Genomic DNA, 18,327 nt, shown 5'->3' on the forward strand with positions numbered 1-18,327 from the left:
GCTCCCCTTCTGCCTGCAACACCCGTCCGTGTGCTTCAGGATTCTGATTTCTATTAGTATGACATTCCGGGGGACTCCCTTATGCACTATATAAATTGCACTTGTATTTTTCTGCTGCTAATTCAAGAAGGCGGCCCCTCTCTTTAACGGACCGCCCTCTGTATGTCATATTTTAATATTTGTCCACCACCGCACCCAGCACCGCTCCGCGCACGTATGTCTGGTCCTTGAGGCTCTCTAACCCGTCCGCCGTGCCGGTTACAACCACACCCAGTATGCGAAGATCACCGGCCTCCGGCGCAGCCTTGTCTTTTTTCAAATAATTGAAGATACGCTGATACTCACTGTGATGCTTGCCCTTCTTGTCCACACCGGTCTGTACTGCGCCGATGAAATCGTCAGGCTTCGCCTGATCCCGGTCCGGCCAGACCCCGAACCCGTAGACTCCGTAATTCGCACTCATCGGGGTCGGATAGTTCATTTTAGCGGGATCATTCTCATTAGGAAACGGCTTAAAGCCGAACCCCTCGCGGTCATCATACGTATCGACCCAGTACCAGACTGGCTTTACGCCTGCGGGCAGCAGGCCTTCCACCTCTTCGAACGAATAATCCTTGTCAAAAGACACGGCTAGTTCCACTCGCTTGTCTTCGTTCATCTTATCCAGCTCGGGAAGATCATTTAGAATTCTCCCGCCATAATCGACGCCCGGAATATAGAAAGCCAGCTCCCTTTGCCCGTTATAGGAATTATATCCCCGGTAATACTCGTACCCCTCCTGCTTCATACGCGGATCTTCTACAGTCAGGTTTGACACGCCGCCGTACGCACCCGTAGTGAAAGGAAACCACCAGGCGTTGTAATTCAGCCATCTGTTCTTCCACGGAACAGGCACATCGTCGACGATTTTATAGGTTTGAAGTTCGAGTACTCCTGATAAAAATCCCCTATTGTCCCTATAGCCTGAATTGAATTCATTAGGGCTGCTGATCCTCATATACTGCTGCTCACTGTAAAGGGCATTGGAGGACAGACGGTCTACCAGCTGCGCTGCGCCATAAAATACGGCGATCAGCATAAGCCCACTAACCGCGAGTGAAATCAGAATACTGCGAATAAGGCTCTTCCGTTTGGTTTTTTTCAGGGTGGTCATAATATTCTGGTCTTCTGCTTCTTCCCATGGGGCAGTCATTCGCCCTCACCTCCATATAATTGTTGAAATTGCTGCCGCGCCCGGTAGAGCGTAGCCTTCACTGTTCCTTCCGTGATGCCGAGCATGGCGGAAATTTCCTTGTAGGACAGCTCCATTTCATATTTCAGCAGAATCAGCTGCCTGTTGGCTGGAATCATACCGGCCAGCACCTCTTCAATCTTCTCCTTGCGCTCCCGTCGCAGCAGCACCGCTTCCGGGAGCTCATGCTCAGGCGCAGGATGAACCTCCACTTCCTCGCTGTATTGAAACTTCTTCTTCCTGCGGCACAGGTCAAAATACCGGTTGATCGCAACCTTGTACAACCAGGCGCTGAATTTGCGCTCATCGATCGCTTCCAGATACAGCAGCGCCTTGTACACAGTGTCCTGCACAATATCCTCTGCATCTGAGGCCCCGGCGCCGAGGCGGATCAAGTAGCGGCGGATCTCCGCCAGTTTGGGTTGGAGCACCTTCTCCAAGTCTCTTGGCTCCATGCTGCACCTCCTTGCCTGTATAACGGTCAGGTTGCCCAAATGTTGTTTTGTGCAGTGAAAAAAAACATTAAAAAGCCCCCTTCCCCAGGAAACCGTCCAATATTTCCGGGAAAAGAGGCTATTGCCAAAGCTATATTGTTAAGAAATGCTTCTCTTATACTTCCATAATAATCGGCAGGATCATCGGTCTGCGGCGTGTCTGCTCATAGAGGAAACGGCCGAGGGAGTCTTTGACACTGGTCTTCAGAGAAGCCCATTCATTGACCTTCTCACTCATCAGACGCTGCAGCGTACCCGCAACAATCCGGTTCGCTTCGTCCAGGAGACCTTCCGATTCCCGCACATATACGAATCCGCGGGAGATGATGTCAGGACCGGAGACAATCGCTCCGTTCTGCTTGCTGAGGGTAACCACAACCACCAGAATACCATCCTGCGACAACAGCTTACGGTCACGCAATACAATGTTGCCTACATCGCCGACACCCAGCCCGTCGATCAGCACGTTACCGGCAGTTACCTTACCCGCTCTGCGTGCAGCTCCACCGGAGATCTCAATCACTTCACCCAGCTCGGTGATGAAGATATTGCTTGGCTCTACGCCAACAGATTCCGCGAGAAGTGCATGCTTGCGCTGCATCCGGTATTCACCGTGGATCGGCATGAAGTATTTCGGCTTCATCAGGTTGAGCATCAGCTTCAGCTCTTCCTGGCTGCCGTGACCGGATACGTGAACGCCGGAGTTGGAGCCGCTATATATCACATTGGCACCCAGACGGAACAATTCATCAATGGTACGGCCTACATATTTCTCATTACCCGGTACCGGTGTAGCCGCAATAATAACGGTGTCGCCCGGCATAATGTCTACCTTGCGGTGGCTGGAACGCGCCATGCGTGTCAGCGCCGACATTGGCTCGCCTTGGCTGCCTGTGCACAGTACTACCACACGGTTGCCTGCCATTCTGTTCATCTCTTCAGGCTCAATGAGCATGCCGTCAGGAATATGCAGATAACCAAGCTCGGAAGCAATGGATACTACGTTAACCATGCTTCGTCCAATAACGGTAATCTTACGTCCTGTTGCTTCAGAAGCGTTCACTACCTGCTGAATACGATGCACGTTGGAAGCGAAGGTTGCTACTACCACACGTTGTTCAGCTTTGCGGAAAATATCTTCCAGCACAATGCCGACATTCTTCTCCGAAGGTGTGAAGCCCGGCTTCTCGGCATTGGTGCTGTCTGACAGCAGGGCCAGAACGCCCTTCGATCCGATCTCAGCCATGCGGTGCAGATTGGCAAATTGACCGTTGACTGGCGTGTGGTCGAATTTGAAGTCACCGGTGTGGACAACGTTGCCCTCTGGTGTCTCAATGCATACCCCGACAGAATCCGGAATACTGTGATTCGTTCTGAAGAATGTTACCTTAAGCGATGTGCCCAGTTCAACCTCGGAATCCTCGTTAATCAGAATCCGCTTAGTTTCACCCAGCAGGTTCGCTTCCTTGAGCTTGTTCTCCACAAGACCCAGGGTAAGTCTTGTTCCGTATACCGGAACATTCAGGTTCTTAAGCACATAAGACAAGCCGCCAATGTGATCCTCATGGCCGTGCGTAAGAACAATCCCTCTTACCTTGTCACGGTTCTCGGTGAGGTAGGAGATATCCGGTATTACGATATCAATACCCAGCATATCTTCTTCAGGGAATTTCAGACCGGCGTCTACGACTACAATGTCGTTGCCATACTGAACTACGTACATGTTCTTACCAATTTCACCGACTCCGCCAAGTGCGAATATCGTCAGTTTGTCGTTGTTGTTATTGTTTTTTTTGGACAAATGAATCTAACCCTCCTATGATGTTGGACGTCATACTTTTTATTTGTTAACAATGAGCTTCAATATTTCAGCGGCGCTGTAATATACATCAAATTGCTGTTAACTCCTTATTTCGACAAGGAATTCCCGGTAAGTCTGTATACTTGCACAGGTCTAAACTCCCGAATCCGGGCAGTAATATCCTCTTGAAGCGGGCAAATGCCCTCAAAATTCCACCACCGCGCCCCTCGCGCGTAAATCCGGCATATTTAGCACAGACTTATTCAAGGACCTATCCTGTCTTACAATGCAACAAATCCGCATTGCCGGAAGATTACCGCATATTCAATTAACCGCACCAAGTCACTTAAGTTCATTATACATGATTTTTTTGGCAAAAGACAAGTCACCCTGTACCTGGTCCTATTCTTTCCTTAACAAACAGCCAATATTTAAGGAAAAGACAAGCAAAAAACGCTGCAATGCCTGACTTTTTTAACATAGAGTTAATCCTGGAGAAATAATTACCATATGCGATTTGCGGCAGTCAGAAGTCCGTAACGTAAAAAACCGGCCGCTCCATAAGAGCGGCCGGTTGCCGTTGTACCTATCTTCGCCTATTCACTTATCCATGCCTGGACTAACTTCTCTGAGCAGGGCAGCAATGAAGGCCGCCTCTTCTTCCGTCGGTGAAACCAGCGGCAGGCGGACCGAGCCGACATCCATCCCGCGCAGCCCGAGCGCATACTTCACGGCCGAGGGGTTCGGCAGCGGCTGCGGACACTCGAACAGTCCCTTGAAGACCGGAAACAGCTGCCGGTGAAGCTCGCCTGCACGGCGGACATTCCCGGAGGTGAAGGCCTCGATCATCTCTGACATCTGTGCTCCGACAACATGGCTGGCCACACTGATAATACCGTGTCCTCCCACAGCAAGCGTCGCGAGACCGGCGGAATCATCTCCGGTGTAGACATGGAAGTCTTCAGGACAAGCTGAGGCAATCCATGTAATCTGGTCTACCGAAGCACATTCCTTCGTAGCCACAATATTAGGAATCTCCGCCAGACGCAGGGTGGTAGCTACACTCATGCTTACTGTCGTTCGTCCTGGCACATTGTACAAGATGCATGGCAGTGAAGTCGCAGCAGCAATTGCAGAGAAATGCTGGTAGAGCCCTTCCTGATTCGGTTTATTGTAGTAAGGGACGACCAGAAGCACACCGTCCACGCCGATTTTCTCGGCTTCCTTAGTAAGCTCGGTGGAATGTCTGGTGCTGTTGCTGCCGGTGCCGGCAATAATTTTACAGCGTCCGGCTGCCTGCTGCTTCACGAAGGAGAACAGCTTCAGCTTCTCCTTATCGGTTAGGGTCGGCGATTCGCCGGTGGTTCCGCAGACTACGAGCGCAGCGGACTTTTGTTCCTTGATCAGGTAATCGACCAGCCTTGAAGTTGCTTCCCAGTTGATTTCTCCTTCCCCGTCAAACGGGGTAACCATTGCGGTGATCAGTCTTCCGAAATCCACTTTGAATTCCTCCTTGTCAGCGGTGCAATTCAAACTTGGCATGCAGGGCGCGAACCGACTGCACCATATCTTCTTTTTTCACGAGAACCCAGATCGTTGTGTTGGAATCAGCAGACTGCAGAATCTGGATGTTCTGCGAGCTGAGCGCCTCGACGATATGTGCCATAATTCCCGGAACACCGTTGATGCCCCCGCCGATGACGGAGACCTTGGCACAGCCGGACAAGCTCTTGGGACGCAGGCCCAGCTCCTGCAGCGCAGCAATCGCCTGCTCCGATTTGTCATCGAACACGGTATATACGGCCTCGGTCGGTGTCACATTGATGAAGTCCACGCTGATTCCGTTATCGGCCATGCTTTTGAAGATCTGCAGTTGCACGCCGGTTCCATTGCCCTCCGGACATTCCACCGAGATCTGCGTAATATTGCTGACATAGGCAACCCCTGTGACGAATCGGTCCACCACTCCATGGGATACATCACTGAAGCCCTCGGGATGGGTCACAAGCGTCCCTTCCGCTTCCGAGAAGGTCGAGCGTACACGCACCGGAATCTGCGCCTGCATGGCAATCTCCACAGCCCGTGGATGAATAACCTTGGCTCCCTGATACGCCATGTTACAAATCTCGGTGTAGCTGACATAAGTAAGCTGTCTTGCATCTTCAACAATCCGCGGATCGGCGGTGAGTATTCCGTCCACATCCGTATAGATGTCTACCATATCCGCACGCAGCGCAGCCCCCAGGGCTGTAGCTGAGGTGTCGCTTCCTCCGCGGCCCAGCGTGGTGAAATCACCCGCTTCAGTCTGACCCTGGAAACCGGTTACTATTACTACTTTATGCTCACGCAGTTCCCGTAGAATGCGTTCTGTGCGAACGTCCAGGATTCTGGCATTGCCATAGCTGTTGTCGGTCAGGAATCCGGCTTGCGCTCCTGTCAGCACCGTCGACCGGATGCCCTCCTGCTCCAGCAGACCGCACAGATTGGCCGCCGAGATGATCTCCCCGCAGCACATCAGCAAATCCCGTTCCCGGTCCGGCAGTGAATTCCCGCTCTGAACCGCCAGATCAAGCAGTGTATCGGTAGCATAGGGCTCCCCCTTGCGGCCCATAGCCGAGACTACGACCACCAGGCTGAACCCGCTGGCCAGCTCCCGTTTGACATGACGGATTACGTGTTCTCTGGCCACTGGTGTGGAGAGTGAGGTTCCGCCGAATTTTTGCACCAAAATACCCATGTATAATTCCTCCATTGCTTCTCTCAGCAGACTTACTGAACCCTACGTGAAATAAATCACCCCGCGAGGCAGAAGTGTTCGTAGCCGCGATAACCTGACTCTTATTATAGCGTAAAATTGTTCGTGCCGCCCCCGGGATGAGGACGGCAGAAATGAAGCTTATGGGTCCGTCAGCTAAAATTCGCTCTTCCGGGCAATCTTGTACTGATTATATAAGCTATGCAGAATGAAATCGTTGTACTAACATAGGCTGTAACTGGTGACCCTGCAGGGCGGCGTAACAGGCTTCGGGAATGAGATCCATCTGCGCCACCAGCGAATTCGGCTTCCCCTCGGGATTATCCTGTCCGAACGGGACGAAATAAATATGTTTGGCTACCAGGAGCTTCGCAATATTCGCAGCGTTAAGCCCAAGCCCGTCATTCGTCGAGATCGCCAGCACCAGCGGACGCCCGTTGCGCATCTGCGATTTGGCTGCCATCAGCACCGGACTGTCCGTCATCGCGTTCGCCAGCTTGCTTGTTGTGTTCCCTGTGCAGGGAGCAATCGTCAGCACATCCAGCAGCTTGGAAGGACCCAGCGGCTCCGCTTCAACAATTGTAGAAATGATATCATTCCCTGTTATATCTTTCAACTGTTTTAACCAATTTTCCGAGGTTCCAAAGCGGGTATCCGTGTTCAGTACCGAAGCAGACACAATCGGCACCACATTCGCTCCTGAGTCCATGAACCGCTGAATCTGCGGCATCACCTCAGCGAAGGTACAGTGTGAGCCGGTAATGGCATAACCTACTGTTTTTCCGTGCCAATCCATTCATTCATCCCCCCTGATTAAAGTCTCGTCCGATATCGACTGTACCAGCGCACCTGCCATAATGATTCCGGCGCTCTTGGGGGCAACAATCCCGGGCAAGCCCGGTGCCAGCATCGCCTTGATCCCGCGCTTCTCGGCATAACGGAAGTCGCATCCGCCCGGTGCGGACGCCAAATCGATGATCACGCAGTGCGGCTGAAGCCGGGACAGGACCTGTGCGTTGATAATCATAGCGGGTATGGTGTTGAAGATCAGATCCGCCTCAGGCGCATGCAGCAGCAAATCCTCTGTCATAAAAGGCTTCCAGCCCATTTCCTCCGCCCTTGCAAAGTGCTCCTGCTTCCTGACGCCTACTTTGACCGTGGCCCCCATTCCCTGGAGGGTTCTGGCCATGGTGAAGCCGGTCCGGCCCATCCCCAGCACCATCGATGTGGAGCCGTGTATGGTAAAGTCCGTGTTCTGTACGGCCATCACCAAAGCTCCCTCCGCTGTCGGGATAGAGTTGTAGATCGCCACATCGTCCCTGTTCAGCAGCTCCACCAGCTTCAGCGAATGTCCGGCACACAGGCCGCGCAGATAGCTTTTAGCCATGCCGGTGTATACCAATGCCCGGGACGGCAGAGCCGCGATATGCTCCTCCCGCAGCTGGAGGCGTTCCGAAGAATACAGCGCGTTAATGTAACCCTCATCATCGCAGCCGACCGCCGGCAGCACCAGCACATCCGCTTCACTTAGCAGCTCGGGCGACAACAGTTCCAGGCTTACCCCCGGGCATGGGGCATCCCATGTATCGAATCCGGCAACGCTTACGGCCGCATCCAATTCCACACATTTCCGAATCACTTCAATTTGTCTCGCGTCCCCGCCCAGGAACACGATCCTGATGCCAGTAAGCATAGGGATGACGCTCCTTTCCACAACCACATTCGACTATAGAGCATCTTATGCCGGAAGCCGCCGATGGGTGAAAAGCGGAGAGGAATTCCCGCAGCACAGATATTAGTCACAGAGTTTTGCTGATATTTCAATCTATAATCAACTAAAAATGGATATGAAAGGAATGCTATGCGGAATAAATTCATTCGTTACATTGTACCAGTCGTCGCAGTTGCAGCAATCCTTACCGCAGCAGTCTACTTGAATCGGACCAGTATTAGTGGCTCAAAGAGTGAACAAGCGAACTCTTTGCCGGAAAAGAATAAGGTAGTCATTTCTGCACATGCCCCCAGTCCTGCCATGGCAGAGCTAAGTCCGGAGCAAATGAAAGAGGACCTGGATAAGCTTGTACAGACACTTGTCCAGATGCACCCCCGTCTGATCAACGGTTGGACCAATGATGAGCAATCCGTTATTGACACTGCTTACGCCAACATTAAGCAATCCAAGACACTTGGTGAATTCTATTTCATTGCAGACACTATAGTCATGCTGCTTCATGACGGGCACACGACGCTCTACCCGCTCCCGGAGGTGAATATCCTTGATTTTCCTTTATTTTGGAGCCGGGAAGGTCTGCTGGTGAAGGATAGACGGGGAGCCTTTCAGCCAGGGGATCGGATTACAGCCATTGGAGGACGCAGTGTCAAGGATCTCGAAGAGGATCTGCAGCAGCTTATTCCGGCTGAGAATGAGAACTGGGTAAGAACGCAGGCAGCCAGCCTGCTCCGGTCAGAATGGTTCCTGCAGCATTTAGGACTGGTCACCGAAGGTACAGTCTTGATAAACGCAACAAGGGCCGGACATCAAATTTCGGAGAGCATCCCCTTGTCATCAGACAGCGGACAGAAGGAATACAATCCGTACCCGGCACATTCTGCTGCGTTCACTTTTGAAATCAAGCCTGAGCAGTCCCTGGGAATCTTTCAGATCAATGACTGTGTGTATTCACAGGATTATAAGTCAATGGTTAAACGTTTCTTTGACGAGGTCTATACACAGGGAATCAGCAATATAGCGGTTGATTTAAGAAATAATGGAGGTGGGGATTCCAGGGTGGTTGAAGAATTTCTCGCCTACACGGATGTCAGGAGCTACCGGAGTTTTGGAGGTGAGGTCCGCTTCTCCACACAAGTTAAGCAGCAATTCCCAGACTTTCCGGACGACGGTACAGGTAGGAACGAACCTGCTCCCGTCCAAAATATCCGGCTGACCGATCATCCCTTCAATGGGTCCGTCTATGTATTGACTTCTCCCCGCACCTTCAGCTCGGCGAACTGGTTCGCTCTGATCATACAAGACAACAAGCTCGGTCAAATCATTGGTGAGGCGAGCGGAAATCAGCCGTCCGCTTACGGAAATGTTATCGGATTCCAGCTTCCGGCATCGGGTATCGGCTTTCAGGTCTCTTTCCAAAAATTCACCCGTCCTGATCCTTCCCGAGACCCGGCCACAGCCGTGATTCCTGATATTGAAGCCTATACAACTGCTAAAGATATTATTGATCGCAGGGATGCCCAGATGGAGAAGCTGTACGAGGTCATTGTGCAGAAACAGACTGGGGGATCTTCCAGCTAAACGATATATTTCAAAAAAGCTTGCGGAAAGCGCACCTAAAGGTGCGCGTCCGCAAGCTTTTTTATAATTCCTGTTTACTATTTGCCAGTATGCCCGAAGCCGCCGGCTCCGCGGACCGTGTCAGACAGCTCATCCACTTCCACCAAAGTCACTTCAGGCACCGCCTGGAATACCATCTGTGCGATCCGCTCGTTACGGGCAATCGCAAACGGCTCCTGTCCCAGGTTGATCAGCAGCACCTTAATCTCACCCCGGTAATCCGCATCAATGGTGCCCGGTGTATTGAGGCAGGTGATGCCATGCTTCAAGGCCAGCCCGCTGCGCGGACGGATCTGCGCCTCCAGCCCGCCTGGCATCGCCAGAGATATGCCGGTGGGGATCAATGTCCGCTCGCCCGGAGCAAGCACCACAGGCTCTCCTACAGCGGCATACAGGTCATACCCCGAGGCCTGCTCGGACATTTTGCAGGGCAGCAGCACATCCTCATTCCCCGGTAGTTTGTTAATTTGTACGTAATGAGGCAAGATCATCTCTCCTAACATTGGCTATCGCTTTATCGGTGGAGCCTACCATCGCCAGGGACAACGGCTGTGCGAACATAAAGTCCAGCAGAGCATTGATGTCCTCCATGGTTACAGCTCCGATTTTGGTTATCATTTCATCCAGAGTATCCTGCCGGCCAAGCATCAGCTCATTTTTGCCCATCCGGTTCATCCGGCTGCCCGTGCTCTCCAGACTGAGAATCAGGCTGCCCTTGAGCTGCTCCTTGCCTTTACGCAGTTCGTCCTCGCTCAGGCCGTTCACCGCCAGATCACGCAGCATCTCTTTGATCAGCTCCGTAACTTCCTTGGTCTGCTTCGGCGCTGTCCCGGCATAGACCGTGAACAAGCCGCTGTCAGCCTGGGCGCTGTGGTACGAGAAGACGGAATAGGCCAGACCGCGCTTCTCGCGGATCTCCTGGAACAGCCGCGAGCTCATGCCGCCGCCGAACGCATTGTTGAGGAGCGCCATCGGATATTGCAGCGGCCCGCCGCTGCGGACACCCGGCAGGGAGATGCAGATGTGATTCTGCTCCGTCTTCTTTTTGTGGAACACCAGCTCTCCCTGATATGCAGGCTCAGTCAGCACCGGCGCTTCACCATGATTCGTGAAGGAACCGAAATGCTGCTCCAGCAGCGGGATCAGACCGTCGTTAATATTACCGGCTACGCTGATCACTGTATTCTCAATGGTGTACTGCTCCTTCATGTAAGCACGCAGATCATCCGGCGTCATCTCCAGCAGGCGTTCCTTCAGCCCGAGGATCGTGTAGGCCAGCGGGTGATCACCGTAAGCGGCAGCACACATCAGCTCATGGACAAGATCATCCGGCGTGTCCTCGCACATGGCGATTTCCTCCAGGATTACATTCTTCTCCTTGGCCAGTTCCTCGGCATCCATCCGTGAGCGGAAGAACATATCTGCCAGCACATCCACGGCAATCGGCAGATGCTCATCCAGCACCTTCGCATAAAAGCATGTATATTCCTTCGAGGTAAACGCATTGACGTTCCCGCCAATGGCATCGAACTGTTCGGCAATATCCTTGGCGCTATAGCGGTCAGTCCCCTTAAAGAGCATATGCTCGATGAAATGGGAAATCCCGTTGTTCAGCGGGTTCTCATTGCGGGAGCCCGTCTTGACCCAGATTCCGAAAGATACGGACCGGCCGGTCGGGATCTTCTCGGTCACCACCCGGAGTCCGTTCGATAATAATATTTTGTCCAATGTGTAATCCTCCTGGCACAGCCCCTGGTTCTGTCTGTATTTGTTATTCGCGCCTCTTATCCTATCAGAAATAGGGCGTTCACTCAACTTCCGCAGTCACGATACGCTCAGGAGAGAGCGTCTGACTGACGGTTCCCAGTTGCAGGCCCTTGGCTCTGATCCCCCGGATCATCCCTCTCAGCGCTTGCGAGGAGGATGCCGTCGGATGCATCAGGATCAACGTTCCCGGCTCTACCCGGCTGCTGATCTTGGCAACAACTGATTCGGGGGACGGATTGCGCCAATCGACCGTATCCAGCGTCCACAGCACCGTCTTCAGTCCCAGTGAGGCGGCGATCTCCACCGTCTGCTGGTTAAAGTCGCCTGACGGCGGAGCAAACCACTTGTTCGTCACACCCAGGCTTTCCTTCAACAGCTTCTGTGTCTTCTCAATCTCGGCAGTAGCGCGCGTCCGGCTTAGAATACTCATCTTAGGATGCGTATACGCATGGTTCTCCACCTCATGCCCGCGCTTCAGCATCTCTGCTGCAAGCTCCTTGTTGCGGCTTAACCAGCTTCCGTCCAGAAAAAAGGTGACCTTCACCTTCTCCGCATCCAGAATGTCCAGCATCGGACGGATATACTCATTCCCCCAGGCCACATTAATCATCAGCGAGGCCATCGGCTTCGCCGGATTCCCCCGGTAAATCGGCTGCGCTCCCAGATCATCCAGTGATACCTTAGGCTTAATCTGGCGGTACAACAGCTTAAGGCCTGCTTCGGGTCCCCGCAGCAGCGCGCTCCGGTAGGTTGCCTCTACATCGACCTCCAGCCCGTTATACCCTGGTATGGCTTTCCATACCCGGTCAACTACAGCATTCACCGGCTGCGCATTCAGTGCCTCGGCCCGGCGGGTAATCTGCGCGCGCAGATCATCCTCCGCCTGATTCTGTGCATAGCTCATCACGGCTGCATCCGCCTGAGGCTTAAGCCCGGCAATCATCTCTTTCACGGGTCCATTCGTGCTGCCAATTCCAATGACTACTGCGATGCAAGCCAGCACTAGCGCCGCCTTGTCCGTCTTCATGACGTTATACCTCCCCGGCACAAACGGTCTGTTCCGTCTCCGCACCAGGGTCAAGCCGTGCGGGGACGCTTTGTCCCAGCCTATGTATGAAGGGTGCAAATTATGCATACTCGTCAATGCCGCCTTCAAGCGGGTATGGTATAACCGTCAGTCAGGACGGTACTGCTGCGTATACTTGTCCAAAAAAAAGAGCCAGAACTGTACTGCTTCTGTCTCTTCTTATCTATAATCAGGATAGCGGTGAAGCGGCAGCGTAATGCTTACGCCTTCGCTCCGCTCTCTGAAGTCAGCACCGCTTTGCGCGACAGGTTGACGCGGCCCTGCTGGTCGATCTCCGTTACCTTCACGGTAATGGTGTCGCCAATCGCCACAACATCTTCCACTTTGGCCACACGCTCAGTGGACAGCTGGGAAATATGCACAAGTCCGTCTTTGCCAGGGATCAATTCAACAAATGCGCCGAATTTCTCAATGCGTCTAACCGTACCCACATAAATCTCACCAACCACTACTTCCTTCACAATTCCTTCGATGATGCCACGGGCCTTCTGGATCATAGCTTCGTCAGAAGAACCGATAAATACGCGGCCATCCTGTTCGATGTCGATCTTCACGCCGGTTTCTTCAATGATCTTGTTGATGATTTTACCGCCGGCACCGATCACATCACGGATCTTGTCGGGATTGATATTGATGATAATGATCTTCGGAGCATATTTAGACAGGCTCGTTCTTGGAGCAGCAATCGCTTCATTCATTTTACCCAGAATGAACATCCGGCCTTCTCTTGCCTGCTCAAGCGCCTCCTGCAGAATTTTACGGTCGATGCCGTCGATTTTGATATCCATCTGAATCGCCGTTACGCCTTCTGCTGTACCTGCTACCTTGAAGTCCATATCGCCGAGGTGATCTTCCATGCCTTGAATATCGGTCAGGATGGACACATGCTCCCCGTCCTTGATCAGACCCATCGCTACACCGGCTACAGGCGCCTTGATAGGTACCCCTGCATCCATCATCGCCAGAATACTGGCACAGATACTTGCCTGGGAGGTGGAGCCATTGGATTCAATCGCTTCGGATACCAGACGGATGGTGTACGGGAATTCAGTCTCACTTGGAATCACCTTGGACAATGCGCGTTCACCGAGTGCCCCGTGGCCGATCTCGCGGCGTCCCGGTGCTCTTAGCGGACGGGCTTCCCCTACGCTGAACGGAGGGAAGTTGTAGTGGTGCATGAAACGCTTGGTTTCAGCCGGATCAATACCATCCAGAATCTGCACATCGCCCAGTGCACCCAGTGTACATACGCTGAGGATCTGTGTCTGGCCGCGTGTGAACAGACCGGAACCGTGCGTGCGCGGCAGCAGAGCTGTATCACATTCGATCGGACGGATCTCGTCCAGCTTACGTCCATCCGGACGAACCTTGTCATGCGTGATCAGTCGTCTGACTTCATCCTTCACGATATCATGCAGGGCTTCCTTAACATCCTTAAGAAGCTCTGGGGTTTCTATGTATTTCTCTGCGAAATACGCCACCGCTTCGTTGTTCACCAGATCGATAGCATCCTGACGGGCATGCTTCTCGGCAATTCTTACGGCTTCCACCAGACGACTCTGCGCAAAAGCACGAACCTCTGTATTCACATCCGCATTAACCGCATGCAGCTTCACAGCCATCTTCTCTTTACCGGCAACGGCTACGAGCTGTTCAATCACAGCCACAATCTTGCGGACCTCGTCATGTCCGAACATGATCGCTTCAAGCATCACTTCTTCAGTCACTTCATTGGCTTCAGCTTCCACCATCATGATGGCATCCTTCGTACCGGCCACAACCACATAAATATCGCTGATTGCCTGCTGGGCTTGATCAGGGTTGATGATGAATTCTCCGTTAATCCGGCCGACAGCCACGCCGCCGATGGGTCCGTTGAACGGCACATCGGAAATACTGAGCGCAGCGGAAGTACCGATCATGGCAGCAATATCAGGCGCACAGTCCTGATCCACGCTCATTACCAGGTTCAAGACTTGAACGTCATTGCGGAATCCTTCCGGGAACAATGGACGAATGGGACGGTCTGTCAGACGGCTGGACAGAATCGCTTTCTCGCTCGGACGTCCTTCACGTTTGATGAATCCGCCAGGGATTTTGCCTACTGCATATAATCTTTCCTCATAATTCACTGTAAGCGGGAAGAAATCCAGATCTTTAGGCTCACTGGATGCTGTAACCGTACACAATACTGAAGTATCTCCGTAACGCACCATCACGGCTGCGTTCGCTTGTTTGGCCAGACGGCCTGTTTCCAGCACAAGGCGTCTTCCGCCCAGCTGCATTTCCACACGTTGTTCCATAAAACCCCTCCTTGAATGGTAATAATACGTTCCTGTATGTTCTACAAGCAAAAACGGCTTGTCCTCCGCAGAAGTGCTATAGCCGTTTTTGCGAATGCTATCCACTTGTCAACTGTAAAAGTTTACCCTAAATTTTCAAAAAGCAACCCGGCTGTCCCGCTGTCGCTCGTAAGAAGGACATACGGTATACAACCAGGCTGCTTTTGGGCTTAACTTATGGAAAATTAACGACGCAATCCCAGTTTTTCGATCAGGGCGCTGTAACGTCTGATGTCTTTGTTCTTCAAATACGCCAGCAGTTTACGACGTTGTCCAACCATCTTCAGCAGTCCGCGGCGGGAATGATGATCCTTCTTGTGCGTACGCAAGTGGTCAGTCAAATTAACGATGTTCTCCGTAAGGATAGCAACTTGCACCTCAGGGGATCCAGTATCGGATTCATGAGTTTTGTGCTCGTCGATCAATTGGTGTTTACGTTCTTGAGTCAATGCCATCCTGTTCACCTCCTTCATTATAATCGCCAGTAGCCTCGTCACCGTCGGTGAGAACAAGTAACCAAGCTAAGGTTCACATGCTGTCATTCCAGCAACGTTAATCAGTATAGCACCTTCACAGGCAAAAGTAAACGGCTTGTCCGGAAAGATTAGGAATGATATCCCAGCATCCCTTTGGCCGTCTCAGCATCTGCGCCGATCTGTGCAATTAAGGCCTGGATAGACTCAAATTTGCGCTCTGAGCGGATATAGGAAACCAGCTCCACCTTAAGCTCCTGCCCATAGATATCTGAGGCAAAATCAAACAGGTGAACCTCAAAGCTCGGAGTGGTCACGCCTTCGTGAAATGTTGGCTTCACGCCGACATTCATCACCCCGTACAAGACCTCGTCCCGGTAAAAGACCTTGACGGCGTATACGCCCTTGGCCGGAATCACATAGCGGTCTTCGAGCTGCAGGTTCGCGGTCGGAAAGCCGATGGTCCGGCCCCGCTTCTCCCCGTGACCGACGATACCGCGCAAGTGATAACAACGTCCAAACCAGGCATTGGCCTTATCCAGTTCCCCGCTCAGCAAGCTCTTGCGGATACCCGAGCTGCTGACCTTCTCTCCTTCAAGCAGGAACGGGGCGACCGTCTCTACCTTCATCGCACCCTGTCCCAGCTCCGAAAGCGTGTCCGCATCTCCCCCGCCCATGTAGCCGAAGCGGAAGTCGAACCCAACAACTGCAGTTATAATCTGCAGCGGAAGCAGCATTACAGAGACAAAATCCGCCGGACTCACCCGGGAGAGCTCTTCATTAAATTCAATGATATATAAAAGCTCAACCCCCATCCCGGCAAGCAGCTCCTGCTTATCCTTAGAAGGGGTCAAATATCCCTCATAATCCCCCTTGCCCATAACATCTTTGGGATGGGGGTAGAAAGTCATCACCGCAGCGGGTACACCTGCCTCGCGGGCAAGAGCAACAGCTGATGTGATGACACTGGCATGCCCGAGGTGCAGTCCATCGAACTGTCCCAGAGCAACTACTTGAGGCTGCGCGTACTGTGCTGCCGTCTCAGGCAGCATCGGATAGCTTAACGTTACGGTTCTCACGCTGTTTCTCACCTACATTCGCAAATAAATTAAAGTTTAGACTTGGGCAAAGACCTTGACAGGTGCAATAGCTCCGGTAGCCTCCAAAGCATAAATACCGAGGAACTCCCCTTGCTGATCATAGAGACGGAAATCTCCGGCCTGCTTCACTTCCGGCATTACAAAACGGGGCGACAGACGCTGCCCCTGCAGGGCTGCTTTCTTCTTCTCTGCCGCAACGGTATGTCTGGGCAAATGTGAAATCGCCTCGTCGGCAGCAATCAGATGCTCATCCAGTGTGCCGCCTTCCTTGTGCTGCGCAATTTGCTCCAGAGTCAGGCAATGACTGGCCGAGATCCCGGCCGACATCGTCCGCTCCAGCTTCACCATCACACCGGGAAGACCAAGCTTACGTCCGATATCTACACAGAGGGTGCGGATATAGGTTCCCTTGGAGCATAACGCCCGGAAAGTGATCTCCGGATAATTGCCGTTCCAGACCATTTCCTGCATCTCAATCTCATAAATCTCCACTTCACGGCTCTTGCGCTCTACGGTCTTGCCTTCCCGGGCCAGCTCGTACAGACGCTTGCCGTCCACCTTCACTGCGGAATACATCGGCGGTACCTGTGAGATCACGCCCTGAAAGGAGTTCAGCACAGCCAGCACTTCGGCTTCTGTGATATGAACCTCCTCCACAGATTCCGTAATCGTGCCGGTCAGGTCCTCTGTATCGCTGGCCATTCCCAACCGCAGTGTGGCAACATATTCCTTGGGCAGCTCCTGGATATACTCAACTACTCTAGTAGCCCGTCCCAGACAGAGCGGCAATACACCAGTTACCTGAGGATCAAGTGTCCCGGTATGTCCAATCCGCTTCATGCCCAGAATGCGCCGCGCCTTGGCCACAACATCATGTGAAGTGAACCCTGCCGGCTTATATACAGCCAGAACTCCTGTAAGCTCACTCATAAATGACGTTTGACCTCCTCAAGCACCAGTGCCACAGCTTCTTCCAGACTTCCATTAATACGCGCGCCCGCTGCCCGGGTGTGTCCGCCGCCGCCGAAGGCTTGCGCGAGTGCAGCCACATCCACCTTACCTGCTGAACGCAGGCTGGCCTTCACCGCATGGTCATCAATGACCTTGAACAGAATGCCTACCTCTACCCCGCGGATATTCCGGGGATAGTTGACAATCCCTTCAAGATCCTCATTGGCCGCTCCAGAGTCCAGCATATCCTGAGGTGTAACATACACCCAGGCTATATCTCCTTCAGGACTAAGCTGTAAGGTGCTAAGTGCGCGGTTGAGCACCTTAACCTGGGGAAGCGTCATCTCTTCCAGCAGGGTCTCTGCCAGGTCCGGTCCATTCACGCCCAGTGCCAGCAGCTCGGATACCGCCGCCATCACTTTAGGAGAAGTATTGCTGTAACGGAAACCGCCGGTATCCGTTAACAGCCCGGTATAAATGGCTGTGGCAATATCAATATCCCATTCCAGTTCAAAGGTCTTCAGCAGATCGAACAGAATCTCTGCTGTCGCTGCCGCATCCGGCTTGATGAGATTCACCGCGCCGTAGCCGTTGTTCGTTGGATGATGGTCTATATTCAAGATCAGGGCATCACTGGTGAAATGCTGCTGGGTCAGTCCTACACGCTGGAAATCAGCACAGTCAACACATATCACATGGCCGTACTGGCGGGGCAAAGAACCTTCAGACAGATTGACAATCTGATCGGCATGCCATAAGTATTCCATCCGCTGCGGAATCTGGCCTTCATTCAGCATCAGATATTTTTTGCCCAGACATGAGAGAAGCCAGCCCACCGCGAGGGTGGAGCTGACTGCATCTCCGTCCGGCTGAACATGCGACACTACAAGATAATCGTCGTGTTCCAGCAGAAACTTACGCGTCTGCTGGAGACTTTGTTCATAGCTCTGCATTCGCCGTCTCCTTTATGTTCCGTA

General features: G+C 52.7%; 16 protein-coding genes. 1 reads left to right on the plus strand and 15 read right to left on the minus strand.

Annotated features, from left to right (window positions below; translation table 11 throughout):
- Positions 1-172 precede the first annotated feature (172 nt).
- The 7 genes from MKY86_RS17105 to dpsA form a co-directional block, all read right to left on the minus strand.
- The gene (locus MKY86_RS17105) at positions 173-1,192 is read right to left on the minus strand and encodes an anti-sigma factor (protein WP_076078665.1); all 1,020 of its coding nucleotides are present in this window, start codon (positions 1,190-1,192) and stop codon (positions 173-175) included.
- On the minus strand, positions 1,189-1,686 hold the full coding sequence (locus MKY86_RS17110) for an RNA polymerase sigma factor (RefSeq protein ID WP_076078664.1): 498 nt from the start codon (positions 1,684-1,686) through the stop codon (positions 1,189-1,191). Before MKY86_RS17110 ends, MKY86_RS17105 begins: the two co-directional genes overlap by 4 nt.
- A gap of 154 nt (positions 1,687-1,840) precedes the next feature.
- Positions 1,841-3,526 (minus strand): ribonuclease J, encoded by a 1,686-nt coding sequence (locus tag MKY86_RS17115; protein WP_036724742.1) that lies wholly within the window; start codon positions 3,524-3,526, stop codon positions 1,841-1,843.
- Between the two features lie 600 nt (positions 3,527-4,126).
- Complete coding sequence (gene dapA, locus MKY86_RS17120; RefSeq protein ID WP_076078662.1) at positions 4,127-5,026, minus strand: 4-hydroxy-tetrahydrodipicolinate synthase; 900 nt, start codon at positions 5,024-5,026, stop codon at positions 4,127-4,129.
- A gap of 16 nt (positions 5,027-5,042) precedes the next feature.
- Entirely contained in the window at positions 5,043-6,263 is a 1,221-nt protein-coding gene (gene dapG, locus MKY86_RS17125; RefSeq protein WP_036692638.1) for an aspartate kinase, read from the minus strand.
- A gap of 217 nt (positions 6,264-6,480) precedes the next feature.
- Entirely contained in the window at positions 6,481-7,077 is a 597-nt protein-coding gene (locus tag MKY86_RS17130; protein WP_036724740.1) for a dipicolinate synthase subunit B, read from the minus strand.
- The gene (gene dpsA, locus MKY86_RS17135; protein ID WP_076078661.1) at positions 7,078-7,974 is read right to left on the minus strand and encodes a dipicolinate synthase subunit DpsA; all 897 of its coding nucleotides are present in this window, start codon (positions 7,972-7,974) and stop codon (positions 7,078-7,080) included.
- A gap of 363 nt (positions 7,975-8,337) precedes the next feature.
- Between dpsA and MKY86_RS17140 the strand changes: the two genes are divergently transcribed.
- On the plus strand, positions 8,338-9,591 hold the full coding sequence (locus MKY86_RS17140) for a S41 family peptidase (RefSeq protein ID WP_340827267.1): 1,254 nt from the start codon (positions 8,338-8,340) through the stop codon (positions 9,589-9,591).
- A gap of 77 nt (positions 9,592-9,668) precedes the next feature.
- Here MKY86_RS17140 and dut read toward each other — a convergent pair whose 3' ends face one another.
- The 8 genes from dut to MKY86_RS17180 all read right to left on the minus strand — a co-directional run bounded on the left by dut (position 9,669) and on the right by MKY86_RS17180 (position 18,303).
- Positions 9,669-10,121, minus strand: a complete 453-nt coding sequence (gene dut, locus MKY86_RS17145) for a dUTP diphosphatase (RefSeq protein ID WP_076078657.1) — start codon at positions 10,119-10,121, stop codon at positions 9,669-9,671.
- Positions 10,093-11,358, minus strand: coding sequence for a M16 family metallopeptidase (locus MKY86_RS17150; RefSeq protein ID WP_076078656.1), 1,266 nt, complete (start codon positions 11,356-11,358; stop codon positions 10,093-10,095). Before MKY86_RS17150 ends, dut begins: the two co-directional genes overlap by 29 nt.
- Positions 11,359-11,437: 79 nt before the next feature.
- A complete protein-coding gene (locus MKY86_RS17155; protein ID WP_076078654.1) occupies positions 11,438-12,424 on the minus strand; it encodes a polysaccharide deacetylase family protein in 987 nt (328 codons plus the stop codon).
- A 260-nt stretch (positions 12,425-12,684) separates the two neighbouring features.
- Complete coding sequence (gene pnp, locus MKY86_RS17160) at positions 12,685-14,787, minus strand: polyribonucleotide nucleotidyltransferase (protein ID WP_076078653.1); 2,103 nt, start codon at positions 14,785-14,787, stop codon at positions 12,685-12,687.
- Positions 14,788-15,011: 224 nt separating this feature from the next.
- A complete protein-coding gene (rpsO, locus tag MKY86_RS17165; RefSeq protein ID WP_019910460.1) occupies positions 15,012-15,281 on the minus strand; it encodes a 30S ribosomal protein S15 in 270 nt (89 codons plus the stop codon).
- Positions 15,282-15,430: 149 nt separating this feature from the next.
- Positions 15,431-16,378, minus strand: a complete 948-nt coding sequence (locus MKY86_RS17170; RefSeq protein ID WP_076078651.1) for a bifunctional riboflavin kinase/FAD synthetase — start codon at positions 16,376-16,378, stop codon at positions 15,431-15,433.
- Between the two features lie 36 nt (positions 16,379-16,414).
- Positions 16,415-17,329 carry a tRNA pseudouridine(55) synthase TruB gene (gene truB, locus MKY86_RS17175; protein ID WP_076078650.1) on the minus strand — a complete coding sequence of 305 codons (915 nt, stop codon included), beginning with the start codon at positions 17,327-17,329 and terminating at the stop codon, positions 16,415-16,417.
- On the minus strand, positions 17,326-18,303 hold the full coding sequence (locus tag MKY86_RS17180) for a DHH family phosphoesterase (RefSeq protein WP_076078648.1): 978 nt from the start codon (positions 18,301-18,303) through the stop codon (positions 17,326-17,328). The genes truB and MKY86_RS17180 overlap by 4 nt, the downstream gene beginning before the upstream one ends.
- Between the last annotated feature and the right edge of the window lie 24 nt (positions 18,304-18,327).

The organism is Paenibacillus sp. FSL R7-0333, assembly GCF_038000365.1.
In the GTDB taxonomy this organism is placed as follows: domain Bacteria; phylum Bacillota; class Bacilli; order Paenibacillales; family Paenibacillaceae; genus Paenibacillus_AQ; species Paenibacillus_AQ silagei.